Annotated in this window: 12 protein-coding genes; 7 read left to right on the plus strand and 5 right to left on the minus strand. The window is 62.2% G+C overall.

The features are described 5' to 3' along the window. The first annotated feature begins 77 nt into the window (after positions 1-77). From cydD to infA, 4 genes are all read left to right on the plus strand, one after another. Positions 78-1844 carry a heme ABC transporter permease/ATP-binding protein CydD gene (gene cydD, locus ACJ8OK_RS13635; RefSeq protein ID WP_442530640.1) on the plus strand — a complete coding sequence of 589 codons (1767 nt, stop codon included), beginning with the start codon at positions 78-80 and terminating at the stop codon, positions 1842-1844. Positions 1845-1846: 2 nt separating this feature from the next. Continuing rightward, complete coding sequence (cydC, locus tag ACJ8OK_RS13640) at positions 1847-3586, plus strand: heme ABC transporter ATP-binding protein/permease CydC (RefSeq protein ID WP_033633458.1); 1740 nt, start codon at positions 1847-1849, stop codon at positions 3584-3586. Between the two features lie 29 nt (positions 3587-3615). Next, positions 3616-4341 (plus strand): leucyl/phenylalanyl-tRNA--protein transferase, encoded by a 726-nt coding sequence (gene aat / locus ACJ8OK_RS13645; RefSeq protein WP_048322705.1) that lies wholly within the window; start codon positions 3616-3618, stop codon positions 4339-4341. A gap of 105 nt (positions 4342-4446) precedes the next feature. After that, positions 4447-4665, plus strand: coding sequence for a translation initiation factor IF-1 (gene infA, locus ACJ8OK_RS13650; RefSeq protein ID WP_002211347.1), 219 nt, complete (start codon positions 4447-4449; stop codon positions 4663-4665). 205 nt (positions 4666-4870) lie between these two features. Here the strand turns inward: infA and clpA are convergent, their stop codons facing one another. Together clpA and clpS are read right to left on the minus strand one after the other, a co-directional pair. Continuing rightward, positions 4871-7150, minus strand: a complete 2280-nt coding sequence (gene clpA, locus ACJ8OK_RS13655; RefSeq protein WP_004928343.1) for an ATP-dependent Clp protease ATP-binding subunit ClpA — start codon at positions 7148-7150, stop codon at positions 4871-4873. A 27-nt stretch (positions 7151-7177) separates the two neighbouring features. Beyond that, complete coding sequence (clpS, locus tag ACJ8OK_RS13660; RefSeq protein WP_004928347.1) at positions 7178-7498, minus strand: ATP-dependent Clp protease adapter ClpS; 321 nt, start codon at positions 7496-7498, stop codon at positions 7178-7180. A gap of 355 nt (positions 7499-7853) precedes the next feature. Here clpS and cspD point away from each other — a divergent pair, with 355 nt between their 5' ends. Further along, positions 7854-8075 carry a cold shock-like protein CspD gene (gene cspD / locus ACJ8OK_RS13665; RefSeq protein ID WP_004928349.1) on the plus strand — a complete coding sequence of 74 codons (222 nt, stop codon included), beginning with the start codon at positions 7854-7856 and terminating at the stop codon, positions 8073-8075. A gap of 87 nt (positions 8076-8162) precedes the next feature. Here the strand turns inward: cspD and macB are convergent, their stop codons facing one another. Then, positions 8163-10109 (minus strand): macrolide ABC transporter ATP-binding protein/permease MacB, encoded by a 1947-nt coding sequence (gene macB / locus ACJ8OK_RS13670; RefSeq protein ID WP_060559127.1) that lies wholly within the window; start codon positions 10107-10109, stop codon positions 8163-8165. After that, positions 10109-11224 carry a macrolide transporter subunit MacA gene (macA, locus tag ACJ8OK_RS13675; protein WP_060559126.1) on the minus strand — a complete coding sequence of 372 codons (1116 nt, stop codon included), beginning with the start codon at positions 11222-11224 and terminating at the stop codon, positions 10109-10111. The genes macB and macA overlap by 1 nt, the downstream gene beginning before the upstream one ends. A gap of 194 nt (positions 11225-11418) precedes the next feature. Between macA and ACJ8OK_RS13680 the strand changes: the two genes are divergently transcribed. Then, positions 11419-12372 carry a VirK/YbjX family protein gene (locus ACJ8OK_RS13680; RefSeq protein ID WP_004928358.1) on the plus strand — a complete coding sequence of 318 codons (954 nt, stop codon included), beginning with the start codon at positions 11419-11421 and terminating at the stop codon, positions 12370-12372. A 14-nt stretch (positions 12373-12386) separates the two neighbouring features. Here ACJ8OK_RS13680 and ACJ8OK_RS13685 read toward each other — a convergent pair whose 3' ends face one another. Beyond that, on the minus strand, positions 12387-14045 hold the full coding sequence (locus ACJ8OK_RS13685; protein WP_033633462.1) for an ATP-dependent endonuclease: 1659 nt from the start codon (positions 14043-14045) through the stop codon (positions 12387-12389). A 187-nt stretch (positions 14046-14232) separates the two neighbouring features. On the opposite strand from ACJ8OK_RS13685, the gene ACJ8OK_RS13690 reads away from it, so the two are divergent. Next, positions 14233-15129 (plus strand): lysine exporter LysO family protein, encoded by an 897-nt coding sequence (locus ACJ8OK_RS13690; protein ID WP_004928363.1) that lies wholly within the window; start codon positions 14233-14235, stop codon positions 15127-15129. Positions 15130-15246 lie beyond the last annotated feature (117 nt).

Raw genomic sequence — 15246 nt, forward strand, 5'->3', positions numbered from 1 at the left:
GCGCCAAACACTATTATTTAACAGTACGTTAACCCAGCCTGTAACAAACGGGCACCGGCGACGCAGACGCATATCTGATGAAAAAAACCAGACAGCAACAGTTAACCCGTTGGCTTAAAACCCAGAGTTCGTTGGCGCAGCGTTGGCTGCGCCTTTCCATGCTGTTGGGGCTGTTCAGCGGCCTGCTGATCGTGGCGCAGGCGTGGCTGCTGGCCAGCCTGCTGCACGCCCTGATCATCGAACATACCCCACGCGAACAGCTGCTCCCTTCGTTTATCTGGCTGGCCGCCGCGTTCGCATTGCGGGCGCTGTTGAGCTGGCTGCGGGAGCGGGTCGGTTTCCAGTGTGGCCAGGTGATCCGTCAGCGCATGCGCCGACAGGTGCTGGATAAGCTGCAGCAGCTCGGCCCGGCCTGGATCCAGGGCAAACCGGCGGGCAGTTGGGCCAGCATCATCGTCGAGCAGATCGAGGATATGCAGGACTATTACTCGCGCTATCTGCCGCAGATGTATCTGGCGGTCTTCATCCCGCTGCTGATCCTGATCGCCGTTTTCCCGATCAATTGGGCCGCCGGTTTGATTCTGTTGGCGACCGCGCCGCTGATCCCGCTGTTCATGGCGCTGGTCGGTATGGGGGCCGCCGACGCCAACCGCCGCAACTTCGTCGCACTGGCGCGATTGAGCGGCAACTTCCTCGACCGCCTGCGCGGCCTGGACACTCTGCGGCTGTTTGACCGCGCGCAGGCCGAAACCGCGCAGATCGCCAAATCCTCCGAAGACTTCCGCAGCCGCACCATGGAAGTGCTGCGCATGGCCTTCCTCTCTTCCGGCGTGCTGGAGTTCTTCGCCTCGATTTCCATCGCCGTGGTGGCGGTGTACTTCGGTTTTTCCTACCTCGGCGAACTCAATTTCGGCAGCTACGGCCTCGGCGTAACGCTGTTTTCCGGTTTTCTGGTGCTGATTCTGGCGCCGGAGTTCTTCCAACCGCTGCGCGATCTCGGCACCTTCTACCATGCCAAGGCGCAGGCGGTCGGCGCGGCGGAAGCGCTGGAAACCTTCCTCAGCGCCGAAGGCGAGCAGATGGGCAACGGCACGCGGCAGCTGCCCGCCGATCAACCGCTGACGCTGCAGGCGAACGCGTTGGAAATCCTGTCGCCGAACGGCGTGCTGCTGGCCGGGCCGCTGAGTTTCACCCTGCAACCGCAACAGCGCGTGGCGCTGGTCGGGCTGAGCGGCGCCGGCAAAAGTTCGCTGCTCAATCTGCTGCTCGGCTTTCTGCCCTACCGTGGGTCGTTGACCGTCAACGGCGTCGAGCTGCGTGAACTGTCCGCAGAAAACTGGAGGCAACAGTTGAGCTGGGTAGGGCAAAACCCGCACCTGCCGGCGCAAACCTTGCGCGCCAATATTCTGCTGGGCTGCCCGCAGGCCGACGAAGCGCAGCTGCAGCAGGCGGTGGAGCTCGCCTACGTCAGCGAACTGTTACCGTATCTGCCGCAGGGGCTCGACACCGAAGTGGGCGACAACGCCGCCCGCCTGTCGGTCGGCCAGGCGCAGCGCGTGGCGGTCGCCCGGGCGCTGATCGGCCCGCGCCGCTTGCTGCTGCTGGATGAACCGGCCGCCAGCCTCGATGCCCATAGCGAACAACGGGTGATGCAGGCGTTGAATGCCGCTTCGCATCAGCAAACCACCCTGCTGGTGACGCACCAGTTGGAAGATACCGAAGACTGCGATCAGATTTGGGTGATGGATAACGGGCGCATCGTGCAACAGGGCGATTACGCCACCCTCAGCGCCCAGCCGGGCCTGTTCGCCACTCTGATCGCCCATCGCCGCGGGGAGCTTTAATCATGCGCGTTTTGCTGCCGTTTTTGGCGTTGTATCGCCGCCATAGCCTGCTGATTAGCCTGGGCATCCTTTTGGCGATCGTCACCCTGCTGGCCAGCATCGGCCTGCTGGCGCTCTCCGGCTGGTTCCTGGCCGCCTCTTCGCTGGCCGGATTGGCGGGCCTGCTGACCTTCAACTATATGTTGCCGGCCGCCGGCGTGCGCGGCGCGGCGATCTTCCGCACCGCCGGGCGCTACGCCGAGCGCGTGGTCAGCCACGACGCCACCTTCCGCGTGCTGTCGCACCTGCGGGTGTTCACCTTCAGCAAGATCCTGCCGCTGACGCCGGGCGGCATCGCCCGTTTCCGCCAGGCCGACCTGCTCAATCGCCTGGTGGCGGACGTGGACACGCTGGATCACCTTTATCTGCGGGTGATCTCGCCGCTGATCAGCGCGGCGGTGGTGATCCTGGTGGTCACCTACGGCCTGAGCTGGCTGGATCCTGCGCTCGCCCTGACGCTGGGCGGCATACTGTTGCTGCTGTTGCTGCTGGTGCCGCCGGTGTTCTATCGCGCCGGCAAACCGATCGGCGGGCAACTCACCGCACTGCGCGGCCAATACCGCACCGACCTGACCGCCTGGCTGCAGGGGCAGGCGGAGCTGGTGGTGTTCGGCGCCGTCAACGACTTCCGCCAGACGCTGAACGCCACCGAACAGCTGTGGCAACGCCGCCAGTGGCAGCAAGCCTCGCTGAGCGGCAAGGCGCAGGCGCTGATGATCCTCGCCAGCGGGCTGACGGTGACGCTGCTGCTGTGGCTGACCGCCGCCGGCATCGGCGGCGATACCCAACCCGGCGCGCTGATCGCGCTGTTTGTCTTCGCCGCGCTGGCGTCGTTCGAAGCGCTGATGCCGGTGGCCGGCGCCTTCCAGCACCTCGGCCAGGTGATCGCCTCCGCCACGCGGGTCAAACAGATCATCGATCGCCAACCGGAAGTCTCCTTCCCTGCCACCGGTCCGGCCGCCGCCGACCGGGCTCAGCTCAGCCTGCGGCAGTTGAGTTTCACCTACCCCGATCAGCCGCAGCCGGTACTGCGCGACGTCACGCTCGAGGTCGCGGCCGGCGAACACATCGCCTTGCTCGGCCGCACCGGCTGCGGCAAGTCCACCCTGCTGCAGCTGCTGACCCGCGCCTGGCGCACCGACGGCGGAAAAATTCTGCTCAACGGCGAACCGCTGGAAGATTATGATGAAACCACGCTGCGTCGAATGACCACGGTCGTCAGCCAGCGAGTGCATATCTTCAGCGATACGCTGCGGGAAAACCTGCGGCTGGCCGCACCGGATGCCGGCGACGCTCGCCTGAGCGAGGTGTTGCAGCAGGTGGGGCTCGGCAAATTGCTGGACAGCGACGGCGGGCTGAACGCCTGGCTGGGCGAAGGCGGCCGGCAGCTGTCCGGCGGTGAACAGCGCCGGCTAGGCATCGCCCGCGCGCTGCTGCACCCTGCCCCGCTGCTGTTGCTTGACGAACCGACCGAAGGGCTGGACGCCGAGACCGAGCAGCAGATCCTGGCGCTGCTGCGCCGGCATTGTCAGGGCAAGACGCTGATCCTGGTGACGCACCGCCTGTACGGCCTGGAGCATCTCGATCGCATTTGCGTAATGGATGACGGCCAAATTGTCGAACAGGGCGATCACGCCACCCTAATGCGCCAGCAGGGCCGCTATGCCCGCTTTCGCAACCGTATCAGCAACCTGGCGCCGTAATCGGCCCGTAGAGGACGCAGAAACCCTGTATGCGCATCGTTAAGCTTTCCCCTCAGTCGCTGGCGTTTCCCTCGCCTGAGGGCGCCCTGCGCGATCCCAACGGCCTGCTGGCGATCGGCGGCGACCTGACGGCGCCGCGGCTGCTGGCAGCCTACGAGCGCGGCATCTTCCCCTGGTACTCGCCGGGGGAAGCGATTCTGTGGTGGTCACCCGATCCGCGTGCGGTGCTGTTCCCGGCCGAGTTTCATCTCAACCGCAGCCTGAAACGCTTTCTGCGCCACGATCCGTTTCGCATCACGCTTAATCACGACTTCGCCGCGGTGATCGCCGCCTGCGCCCACCGGCCGGATGAAGGCACCTGGATCGGCCCGGAGGTACAGCGCGCCTATCAACATCTTCATCGCCTCGGCTACGCGCACTCGGTGGAGGTATGGCAGGATGATCAACTGGTCGGCGGCATGTACGGCGTAGCGCAAGGCGCGTTGTTCTGCGGCGAATCGATGTTCAGCCGCGTCACCAACGCCTCAAAATGCGCATTGATGGCCTTTTGTAGCCATTTTGCCGCTTATGGCGGGGAATTGATTGACTGCCAGGTGCTGAACGCTCACACTGCCCGCCTTGGCGCGCGTGAAATTCCGCGCCGTCAATTTTTGCAGCAGCTCAGCACCCTTCAACGGCGGCCTTTGGCACCGGCGTGCTGGGCGCCGCAAGTCATATCCCCACAGCCGGTTGAACCGCCCTGCCCAGCAAACTAATTGGTGGAAACGGTGCAATGTTCACCGACACATCTTTACATAATGGGGGTTTTTCGGCATTATCTTGCCGGTTAAAAACTAAGGTAGTTAGACCTAGAGGATTCGATGGCCAAAGAAGACAATATTGAAATGCAGGGCACCGTTCTTGATACGCTGCCGAACACCATGTTCCGCGTTGAATTGGAAAACGGGCACGTGGTAACCGCACACATCTCCGGTAAAATGCGTAAAAACTATATCCGCATCCTGACGGGCGACAAAGTCACTGTAGAGCTGACCCCGTACGACCTGAGCAAAGGCCGCATTGTCTTCCGTAGCCGTTAATCGGCTCACCGCGCGCCACACGCTGGCGGCATCGAGGATGTAATCCCTCGGGAGCCCTTTCCGTTTACCCCCGCAGCGACGTTACACAACGGGTTGCAGGTGCGCAGGTAAACTGAGAGGGCTCACTCGTTTCTGTTATACGGTGAATCTCACCCATAAAAAAAGCGATGCCGAAGCATCGCTTTTTCTTTGCCTGAAGGCGGCCTTAGTGCACCGCGCCCTCGTCCGCTTTGCGCTTGGCGGCGCTGAGGAAGTGGTAGGTCAGCTGTTTCTTGTCCTTGTCCAGCTCGACCTTCACGGAACCGCCGTCCACCAGCGAGCCGAACAGCAACTCGTTGGCCAGCGGTTTCTTCAGGTTCTCCTGCATGACGCGCGCCATCGGACGAGCGCCCATCGCACGGTCGTAACCCTTCACCGACAGCCAATCGCGCGCTTCGTCGCTCACTTCCAGCGAGACGCCCTTCGCATCCAGCTGCGCCTGCAGTTCGACGATAAACTTGTCGACCACCTGCTGGATCACCTCGGTAGACAGATGGTTGAACCAGATGATGTTGTCCAGACGGTTGCGGAACTCCGGCGTAAACACCTTCTTGATCTCTTCCATCGCGTCGGTGCTGTTGTCCTGCTGCACCAGACCGATCGACTTGCGTTCGGTTTCCCGCACCCCGGCGTTGGTGGTCATCACCAGGATCACATTGCGGAAATCCGCCTTGCGGCCGTTGTTATCGGTCAGCGTGCCGTTGTCCATCACCTGCAGCAGCAGGTTGAACACGTCCGGATGCGCTTTCTCGATCTCATCGAGCAGCACCACCGCATGCGGATGCTTGATCACCGCATCGGTCAGCAGCCCGCCCTGATCGTAACCGACGTAGCCCGGAGGCGCGCCGATCAGGCGGCTGACGGTATGCCGCTCCATGTACTCGGACATGTCGAAACGCAGCAGCTCGATATCCATCGCCTTGGCCAACTGTACGGTGACCTCGGTTTTGCCGACCCCGGTCGGCCCGGCGAACAGGAAGGAACCGACCGGCTTGCGCTCGTGGCCCAGACCGGCGCGGCTCATCTTGATCGCTTCGGTCAGCGCCTCGATCGCCTGATCCTGGCCGAATACCAGCATCTTCAAGCGATCGCCCAGATTTCTCAGCACGTCGCGATCGCTGGCCGACACGGTTTTCTCCGGGATGCGCGCAATGCGCGCCACCACGGATTCGATATCGGCCACGTTGACGGTTTTCTTGCGCTTGCTGGCCGGCATCAACCGGCTGCGGGCGCCCGCCTCGTCGATCACGTCGATCGCCTTGTCCGGCAGATGACGATCGTTGATGTATTTCACCGACAGCTCCACCGCGGCGCGGATCGCTTTGGCGGTATAACGCACGTCGTGGTGCGCTTCATACTTGGCCTTCAGGCCGTTGATGATCTGAACGGTCTCTTCCGCCGTCGGTTCGGTGATATCGATCTTCTGGAAGCGGCGCGCCAAGGCGCGATCCTTTTCGAAGATGTTGCTGAACTCCTGGTAGGTGGTCGAGCCGATCACCCGGATCTTGCCGCTCGACAGCAGCGGTTTGATCAGGTTGGCGGCATCCACTTGCCCACCGGAAGCCGCACCGGCGCCGATGATGGTGTGAATTTCATCGATGAACAGGATGCTGTTCTGATCCTGTTCCAGCTGCTTGAGCAGCGCCTTGAAGCGCTTCTCGAAGTCGCCGCGGTATTTGGTGCCGGCCAGCAGTGAACCGATATCCAGCGAATACAGCGTGCAGTCCGCCATCACTTCCGGCACGTCGCCCTGCACGATGCGCCAGGCCAGGCCTTCGGCGATCGCGGTCTTGCCCACGCCGGATTCGCCGACCAGCAGCGGGTTGTTTTTACGACGGCGGCACAGCACCTGAATCGCGCGCTCCAGCTCACGATCGCGGCCGATCAACGGATCGATGCCGCCCACACGGGCCAACTGATTGAGGTTGGTGGTGAAGTTTTCCATACGGTCTTCCCCTCCGGACTGCTCTTCGTTCACCGGGTTTTCCGCATTCGGCGCTTGGCCCGGCTCGTCTTTACGCGTGCCATGTGAAATGAAGTTCACCACGTCGAGACGGCTGACGTCGTGCTTGCGCAGCAGATAGGCCGCCTGCGACTCCTGCTCGCTGAAGATGGCCACCAACACGTTGGCGCCGGACACTTCGCTGCGGCCGGAAGATTGCACATGGAAGACCGCGCGCTGCAGCACGCGCTGGAAGCTGAGCGTCGGCTGAGTGTCGCGCTCTTCTTCGCCGGCGGGCAGCGTCGGTGTGGTTTGTTCGATGAAGGCTTCCAGCTCCTGGCGCAACGCGGCCAGATCCACCGTACATGCCTCGAGCGCTTCTCGCGCGGCAGGGTTGCTCAGCAACGCCAGCAACAGGTGCTCCACGGTCATAAACTCGTGTCTGTGCTCACGCGCCCTGGCGAAAGCCATGTTGAGACTGAGTTCCAGTTCTTGATTGAGCATAAGCACCTCCCCAATAGATTGCCTTATTCAGGCTTTTTCCAGCGTACAAAGCAACGGATGCTCGTTCTCCCTTGCGTACCGGTTCACATGGACGACTTTGGTTTCCGCCACCTCGGCGGTGAAAACACCACAGATCGCCTTGCCTTGATAGTGGACCGTGAGCATCAGTTGCGTTGCGCGTTCAATATCATAAGAAAAGAACTTTTGCAGAACGTCAATCACAAATTCCATCGGTGTGTAATCGTCGTTGTTAAGTATAACTTTATACATAGACGGCGGTTTTACCGCATCGATTTGTTTTTCTTCGGCCAAGTGTTCAAAGTTTAGCCAGTCGTTGTTATTGCCCATCGCTGCTCATCTTCTCTGCTCTGCCCTCTGATATGGGGACAGGTTTCGGTTATTCAAAGTGGGGATAGTTACTATTTTATCATCTTCGCCATCGTCCCGCCGCACTGTAACGTGCGCAAAAAAACGGGCCAATTGTGACTGAATCGTGGCAATAGCGTTACCTGCTTCAAACTTTGGTGAACTGCTCCCCGCCGACAAAAGCCGATCCCTTGACGCCCCGATCATTTGCTCTAGAGTGTAAATTCGTGGCTGGTGGTCTTTTAACCACCCCTTGTCCACCCTGCTACCCGCCCACGGCGGGTGCGAATTCAGTTATTCATCTCACTTAAAATAGCGTTGCGAGGGATGTAAAAGCATGGAGACGGGTACTGTTAAATGGTTTAACAACGCCAAAGGCTTTGGCTTCATCTGCCCAGCCGGCGGTGGCGAAGATATTTTCGCGCATTATTCCACCATCAAGATGGATGGTTACAGAACGTTGAAGGCAGGCCAGCAGGTCAGCTTCGACGTGCATCAAGGGCCAAAAGGGAACCATGCCAGTCTGATTGTGCCGGTGGAAAGCGAGGCGCTGTCCTGAACGCCTCCAGCAGCGTCGCGCTGCATTGACCCTGACTGCGATAAAAATGCCAGCCGCCGTGTGACTGGCATTTTTTATGCCTTTTACTTACTCGCGCGCCAGCGCATCGATCGGATTCAGCCGCGCGGCATTGCGCGCCGGCAGATAGCCAAACACCACGCCGATACCGGTGGAACAGAGGAACGCGCTCAGCAACGCCGCCGGCGGGAAGCTGATCTGCCAGCCTGGCAATACCAACTGCACCGCCAGGCCGATGGCAAACGACAGCGTAATCCCCAGCGCGCCCCCCACCAGGCAGACCAACACCGCCTCGATCAAGAACTGCTGCAACACGTCGCCGGAACGGGCGCCCACCGCCATGCGGATGCCGATCTCGCGCGTGCGCTCGGTCACCGACACCAGCATGATGTTCATCACGCCGATGCCGCCGACCACCAGCGAAATCACCGCCACCAGCGTCAGGAACAGCTGCAGCGTGCGGGTGGTTTTCTCCGCGGTTTGCACCAGGCTGTCCATGTTATAGGTGAAAAAGTCCTTCTTGCCGTGGCGCAGCGTCAACAGGCGCGACAGTTGCTGCTCCGCTTCCTTGCTGTCGTAACCGTCGCGGATGCGCACGGTGATCGAATCGAAATAGCTGTTGCCCATCAGCCGGTTGGCCATGGTGCTGTACGGCACCCACACGTTCAGCGTCTTGCTGCTGCCGAACATCGACTGCTTCTCCTTGGCCACGCCGACCACCGTCGCCGGCATGTTGCCCACCAGGATCACCTCGCCCACCACGTTCTTCTGGTGCGGGAACAGCCGCCGTTGGGTATTGGCGTCAATCACCACCGTCTGCGCCTGCGACTGTACCTGCATCGGATCGATGCCGACGCCCTGGGTAAAGCTCATGCCGTACACGCGGAAGAACTGCTCGCTGACGCCGTTGACGTTGGCCGCCGCATCAACGTTGCCCAGGCGCAGCCGCATGCTGCTGCTGATGCTCGGCGACAGCGCACTGATGTAAGGCTGTTCGCGCAGCGCGTCGAGATCGCCGTATTTCAACGATTGCCGGTAGGTCGGATCGTCGTCGCCGAAATCCTTGCCGGGATAGATATCGACGGTGTTGGTGCCGATGGATTTGATGTCCGCCAGCACCATCTGCTTGGCGGCGTCGCCGATCACCAGGATCGACACCACCGAGGCGATGCCGATAATGATGCCGAGCATGGTCAGCGCGGTGCGCATCTTGTTGGCCGCCATCGCGCGCCAGGCCATGCTCAGCGCCTCGCGGAAACGGCCGCCCATCTGCCGCCAGGAAGGCGCCGCGGCGGCCAGCGCCAGCGGCTTGGCCTGCGCATTCTCCTGCGGTGCCGGCCGCGAGTCGGCGATAATCTCGCCGTCGCGGATTTCGATGATTCGCTCCGCCTGGCGCGCCACCGCCGGATCGTGAGTCACCAGGATCACCGTGTGCCCCTGGGCGCACAACTGTTTAAGGATCGCCATCACCTCTTCGCCGGAGTGGCTGTCCAGCGCGCCGGTCGGCTCATCCGCCAGGATCACCTGCCCGCCGTTCATCAACGCGCGGGCGATACTGACGCGCTGCTGCTGGCCGCCGGAAAGCTGGCTCGGCCGATAGTTGACGCGCTCCCCCAGCCCCAACCGCCGCAACAGCGCCTCCGCCCGTTCGCGCCGCGCCGCTTTGCCCAGCCCGGCGTACACCGCCGGCACCTCGACGTTGTGCGCCGCGCTCAGGTGCGGCAGCAGATGGTAGCGTTGAAAGATAAAGCCGAAATGCTCACGCCGCAGCTGCGCCAGCGCATCGTCGCTCAGCGTCGCCACATCTTGCCCGGCCACCCGATACACGCCGGCGCTCGGCTTGTCCAGACAGCCGAGAATGTTCATCAGCGTCGATTTGCCGGAGCCGGAGGCCCCCATGATCGCCACCATTTCACCGGCGTCGATGCTCAGGCTGATCCCCTTCAGCACCTCGACCGTCTGCTCGCCGGAACGGTAGCTGCGGCGAATGCCGCTCAGCTGCAACAGCGCCGCCATCAGCCGGCCTCCACGCCGCCGCGGCTGACGATCACCTCATCGCCCGCCTCAAGCCCGCGGAGGATCTGCACGTCGATATTGTTGCGCAGGCCGATGGCCACCTCGCGCTTCTCTTCCTTGCCCTGTTTCAACACCGAGACATGGTAGCGGTTGTCGGCGATCTGATCGCCCAGCGCCGCCAGCGGGATCACCAGCGCCTGCTGAACGCCGGCCAGCTGAATGTGCACCTGCGCCGTCATTTGCAAGCGCAGCAACCTTTCCGGGTTGGGCACTTCGAAACGCGCGTAATAGAAGATGGCGTTATTGACCTTTTCCGGCGTCGGCTGGATGTCTTTCAGCACGCCGTCGAAGCGCCGGGTCGGATCGCCCAGCACCGTGAACCAGGCCTTCTGACCCGGCTTGAGGTTAATGACGTCGGCCTCCGAGACCTGCGCCTTCACCAGCATGGTGCCGAGATCCGCCAGCGTCAGAATGTTCGGCGCCTGCTGCGCCGCGATCACCGTCTGGCCCTGCAGCGTGGTGATCTGCACCACGTCGCCATCCATCGGCGCTTCGATGCGGGTGTAGGCCAGGTTGATCTTGGCGGTGTCCAGGCTGGCCTGATTCCGCGCGATCTGCGCATTGATGGTGCCCACCTGCGCCTTCTTCACCGCCAGCTGCGTCGCCGCCTGATCCAAATCCTGACGCGACACCGCCTGCAGCCTGGCCAGCGCCTGGTTGCGCTGCAGCGTGACCGCCGCCAGCTGCTGTTCCGCCTGCGCCTGCAGCAGCTGCGCATGCAGTTCGCGCAGCGTCGCCTCGCCTTCGCGGATGCTGTTCTGCGCCTGTTGCGGATCGATAACCCCCAGCAACTGGCCTTTTTTCACCTTGTCGCCGATCTCGACATACAGTTTTTCCAACTGCCCGCTGACCTGCGCGCCGACGTCAACCTTGCGCACCGCGTCCAGCTGGCCGGTCGCCAACACGTTCTGCTGCAGATCGCGCTGGGTGACCTTCACCGTTTTGAAATCGGTTGGCGCCGGATGGCGAAAGTGCCAAACGGCCGCCGCGGCAAGCGCCGCAATCACCGCCAGAACGAGTATCCAGCGGCGTTTATGTCCTTTAAACCCTGTCAAAATGGACCTGCCTGTGCTTGTGAATATCCACCGCCCATTGCGGCGGCGGAGCTAAATTAGCATGCAACGTAGGGAATAACTAAACCTTAGCTCAACACAATGTGGAGACACGCCTGGTTACAGTTCAGCATTGAACTCCCGTTTAGTGAAACCTTGATGAAATACCGCCATTCAACACAGCCAAGGATTTCATCATGTCACAGCTCAGCTACCCACTCGCCTCCCCCCGGCCGCTTAACGGCTGGCAACTGATGACGGCGCTGATCAATGGCGAAAAGGCGCCAAGCAACGCCTGGAAAAAAACCTCGTTTCGCCTGAAGTTTCTCGGCCGTTCGCTGCTCAACTGGCGCACCACCAGCGGCCTGCTCAGTACCCTGGCCAGCAACCCGCTGCTGGAAGAGATCCTGAACGCGCAGCCGAACCTGCCGTGCAAGCTGCATCGCCCCTACCTGGCGGCCAACATGAGCAAGATCGAATGCTTGTTCGCCCTGCGCGATCATTACGATCTCATCGTGCAGCGCATGCCGCTGAAGATGCGTCTCGGCCACCTCGGCCCACAGCCTTTCGTGCTGGCCCGCGCGATGGGCAAAAACGAAGCGCCGATCTCGCTGGAACTGGCGGCGATCGACAAACTGAATAAGGAAGGGGAAGCCACGTTGCTGCTGCGCAACGCCAACGGCGTGATGCTGGCGGAAATCACCTTTGCGCTGATGCATTATCAGCAGCAGCCGACGCTGTTCATCGGCGGCCTGCAGGGCGCGAACCATGAGGTGCCGCACGCCGAGATCCAGCACACCACCAAGGAGTGTCACGGTCTGTTCCCTAAACGACTGGTGCTGGAAGGCGTTTGCACGCTGGCTCGGCATCTCGGCATCCGCCGGATCGTAGCCGTCGGCAATGCCACCCATATCTATCAAAACTGGCGTTACCAGAGTAAGAAGAAGGACCAACTGCACGCCGATTACGATCAGTTCTGGCTGTCGATGGGCGCCAAACCGCTCGACAGCGGCTATTTCCTGCTGCCCGAGCGCATCGCCCGCAAGCCGATCGAAGAGATTGCCAGCAAGAAGCGCGCCGAGTATCGCCGCCGCTATCAGTTGCTGGACGAACTGGAACAGGGATTGGCGGCGCATTTCTGCGCCCGATAACGCCCGGCGGGCCGTCAGTCCGCCCGGCCGCGCGCCAGCCAGATTACCCGTGAGAACATTTTCTTCAGCAGCGGCGGCACCGAGTCCGTGCCCCATTCGCCGGCCTGCATCGCGACCTCAATCGCCAGATCCGGCTTCGACGAGTGGTGAACCGCTTTCAGGATCACCTTGCGCACCGGCATCTGCGCGTTGAGCGGCACCGACGCCATTCGGTGATAAACCGGGCCGAACCCTTCACGGAACATGAAGTGCTCCATGTCCGGCGCCGGCAGCGCGGTCAGCCGATCGCGTTCGTTGTCTTCATGATTGTCCAGCAGGCTGCGCACGGTATTGGCGTACTTTTTGCCCGCCTCGTCGCCGTCCACCAACGCATGCCACTCGATACCCATACGGCGGGCGAAGCGCAGCAGCGGCTTCAGGCCGCACTGGGCGAATTCGATGACCCTCACCCCTTCCGCCTCGAAATGGTAGCCGCACTGGCGCGCCAGCTCGTTCAGCAGCCACACTTCGGTCTCGCCTTCCACCAGCAGCCAGCAGCGGGCGAACAGCGACGACGGCCGATTGAAACGGATGTGAAACGCGATGCGCCGCCCGTCTTCGGCGCTCAGCCCGCGCGGCCCGAGACGGTAGGTCGCAACCCGCCCCGACTCGCGCACCAGCCGGCAGACGTGCTCCACCGGCACCAGCGACACCAGTTCGCTGGAGTTGGTGGTGGTGATGCGCTGCAGCGGCAGCTGATTGAGCAGCCCCCAGGCCACCGACAGCATGATCGGATGCAGGCGAGTTTCCGGGTCCTCCACCAGCAGCAGCGGCCGGGCATGGGGATCCAGCTTGACGTCGCCCTTGGCCTGCAGCAGGGTGGAAAACATGCCCAGCAGGATCAGGCGCATGCTGCGGCTGTTCGGCTCGGCCACCATGCGGTTGATGCCGTCCAGCGCGCGCCAGGCGTCCTGCTCCGGTTCACCGCCGCGGCGGCGCGGCCGCGTCACCTGTGAACTCTGCTCGGCGAAATAGTGCTCCAGCAGCTGCTGCATCGCCGCCAGCCCCTGACGCAGCTCACCGTTGGTCAACTTCTGCGGATTGCGCACCAGCTCGCGCGTCAGCTGATCCAACTGCTGCGCCAGCGCCTGGGTATCGGGTTTGCGTTCATCGCCGAGGCTGCTGGGGCGCAGGCGGCGAATAAAGCGCGCGTCGCGCAGGCGCAATACCGGATGGATGCGGATAATGGCGTGGGCCAGCTGTTCGATATGGTGCAGTTGAAAGGCGTTGCCGTCAGCGTCGAGAAAACCGCGCCAGGTGCACACCGTGCCGTCGTCGGCCAGCTCGCCCTCGCAGCGGAAATGAATGCGGCTCAGGCCATCTTCGCCCTTGACCCACAGCGGCGTCAGGTGGCGATAGCGCGGCAGGTGCGCATGGCCGATGTCTTTTTCGCAGAAGGTGAACACCACCTGCAGGTGGCGCTCTTTGGCCGCCTCCTCACCGGGAGGGAAATGGAAGTCGTGCGCTTCAAACCGATACAGTTTCTGCTCCGGCGCCAGCAGCAGCGTCAGCGCATCCAGCAGGCTGGATTTACCCCAGGCATTTTCGCCGAGCAACAGCGTGTTGTCGTCCAGCATCAGCGACAGCCGGTTAATGCCGCGAAAACCTACAATTTCGATACGCTCCAAGAACATCCGCCGCCTCCCGTGCGCGCCGTCGCCTCTTCAATGAGGTGACCTTCACAGAGCATGGTCAAAAAACCCCTTGCAGGTCAAGCGGCCAACGTCAAATCTGCCGCTTTACTCCGGCCGGGCTTTTGGTTAGCGTGTGCTCCTCGTCGGCGTTCGGCGCGCTTCAAAACTCAAGGACACAAGCTGCACCATGTACTCAGGACTGTTGATTATTCTGTTACCGCTGATTGTCGGTTACCTCATTCCCTTACGCCATCGCCCGCTGCTGGTGCTGATCAACCGGCTGCTCAGCTGGATGGTGTACGTGATCCTGTTTTTCATGGGTATCAGCCTGGCATTCATGGAAGATCTCAGCAGCAACCTGGTGCTGATCTTCCAGTACAGCGCGGTGTTCTTCTTCTGCATTCTCTGCGCCAACCTGCTGTTGCTGGCGCTGCTGGAGCGGCGCATGCCGTGGCGCAGCAGCCATAAACAGGAAAAGCTGCCTTCGCGCGTGCACATGGCGCTGGAGTCGCTCAAGCTGTGCGGCGTGGTGCTCGGCGGCTTCCTGCTCGGCCTGACGCAGTGGCAATGGCTGCAGTTCGCCCATAAAGGCAGCGAATATGCGCTGATCTTCCTGCTGTTGCTGGTCGGCATTCAGCTGCGCAACAGCGGCATGACGCTGCGCCAGATCGTGCTCAACCGCCGCGGCACGCTGGTGGCATTGGTGGTGACCGTCGCGTCGCTGGCCGGCGGCGCGCTGGCGGCTCAGCTGCTGGGGTTGCCGGTCAAGGCCGGGCTGGCGATGGCCTCCGGCTTCGGCTGGTACTCGCTGTCCGGCATTCTGATCACCGACGCCTACGGCCCGGTGATGGGCAGCGCCGCGTTCTTCAACGATCTGGCACGCGAGCTGGTGGCGATCATGCTGATCCCGACGCTGGTGCGCCGCAGCCGCTCCACCGCCCTCGGCCTGTGCGGCGCCACCTCGATGGACTTCACCCTGCCGGTGCTGCAGCGCAGCGGCGGGCTGGACATGGTGCCGCCCGCCATCGTGCACGGCTTCCTGCTGAGCCTGCTGGCGCCGGTGCTGATCGCCCTGTTCTCCTGATCCTTTCCCCCTGGGGGCCGCCTGGCCCCCAAAGCGTAATAATTCCCATCCGCACCGCAAAATTGCGCTAAATCAAACTTGCCCGCAGTAGTCGCACAAAAGCCTTTTGCAACCCCG

It is taken from the genome of Serratia sp. CY71090, assembly GCF_052166845.1.
Taxonomy (GTDB): Bacteria; Pseudomonadota; Gammaproteobacteria; order Enterobacterales; family Enterobacteriaceae; genus Serratia; species Serratia nematodiphila.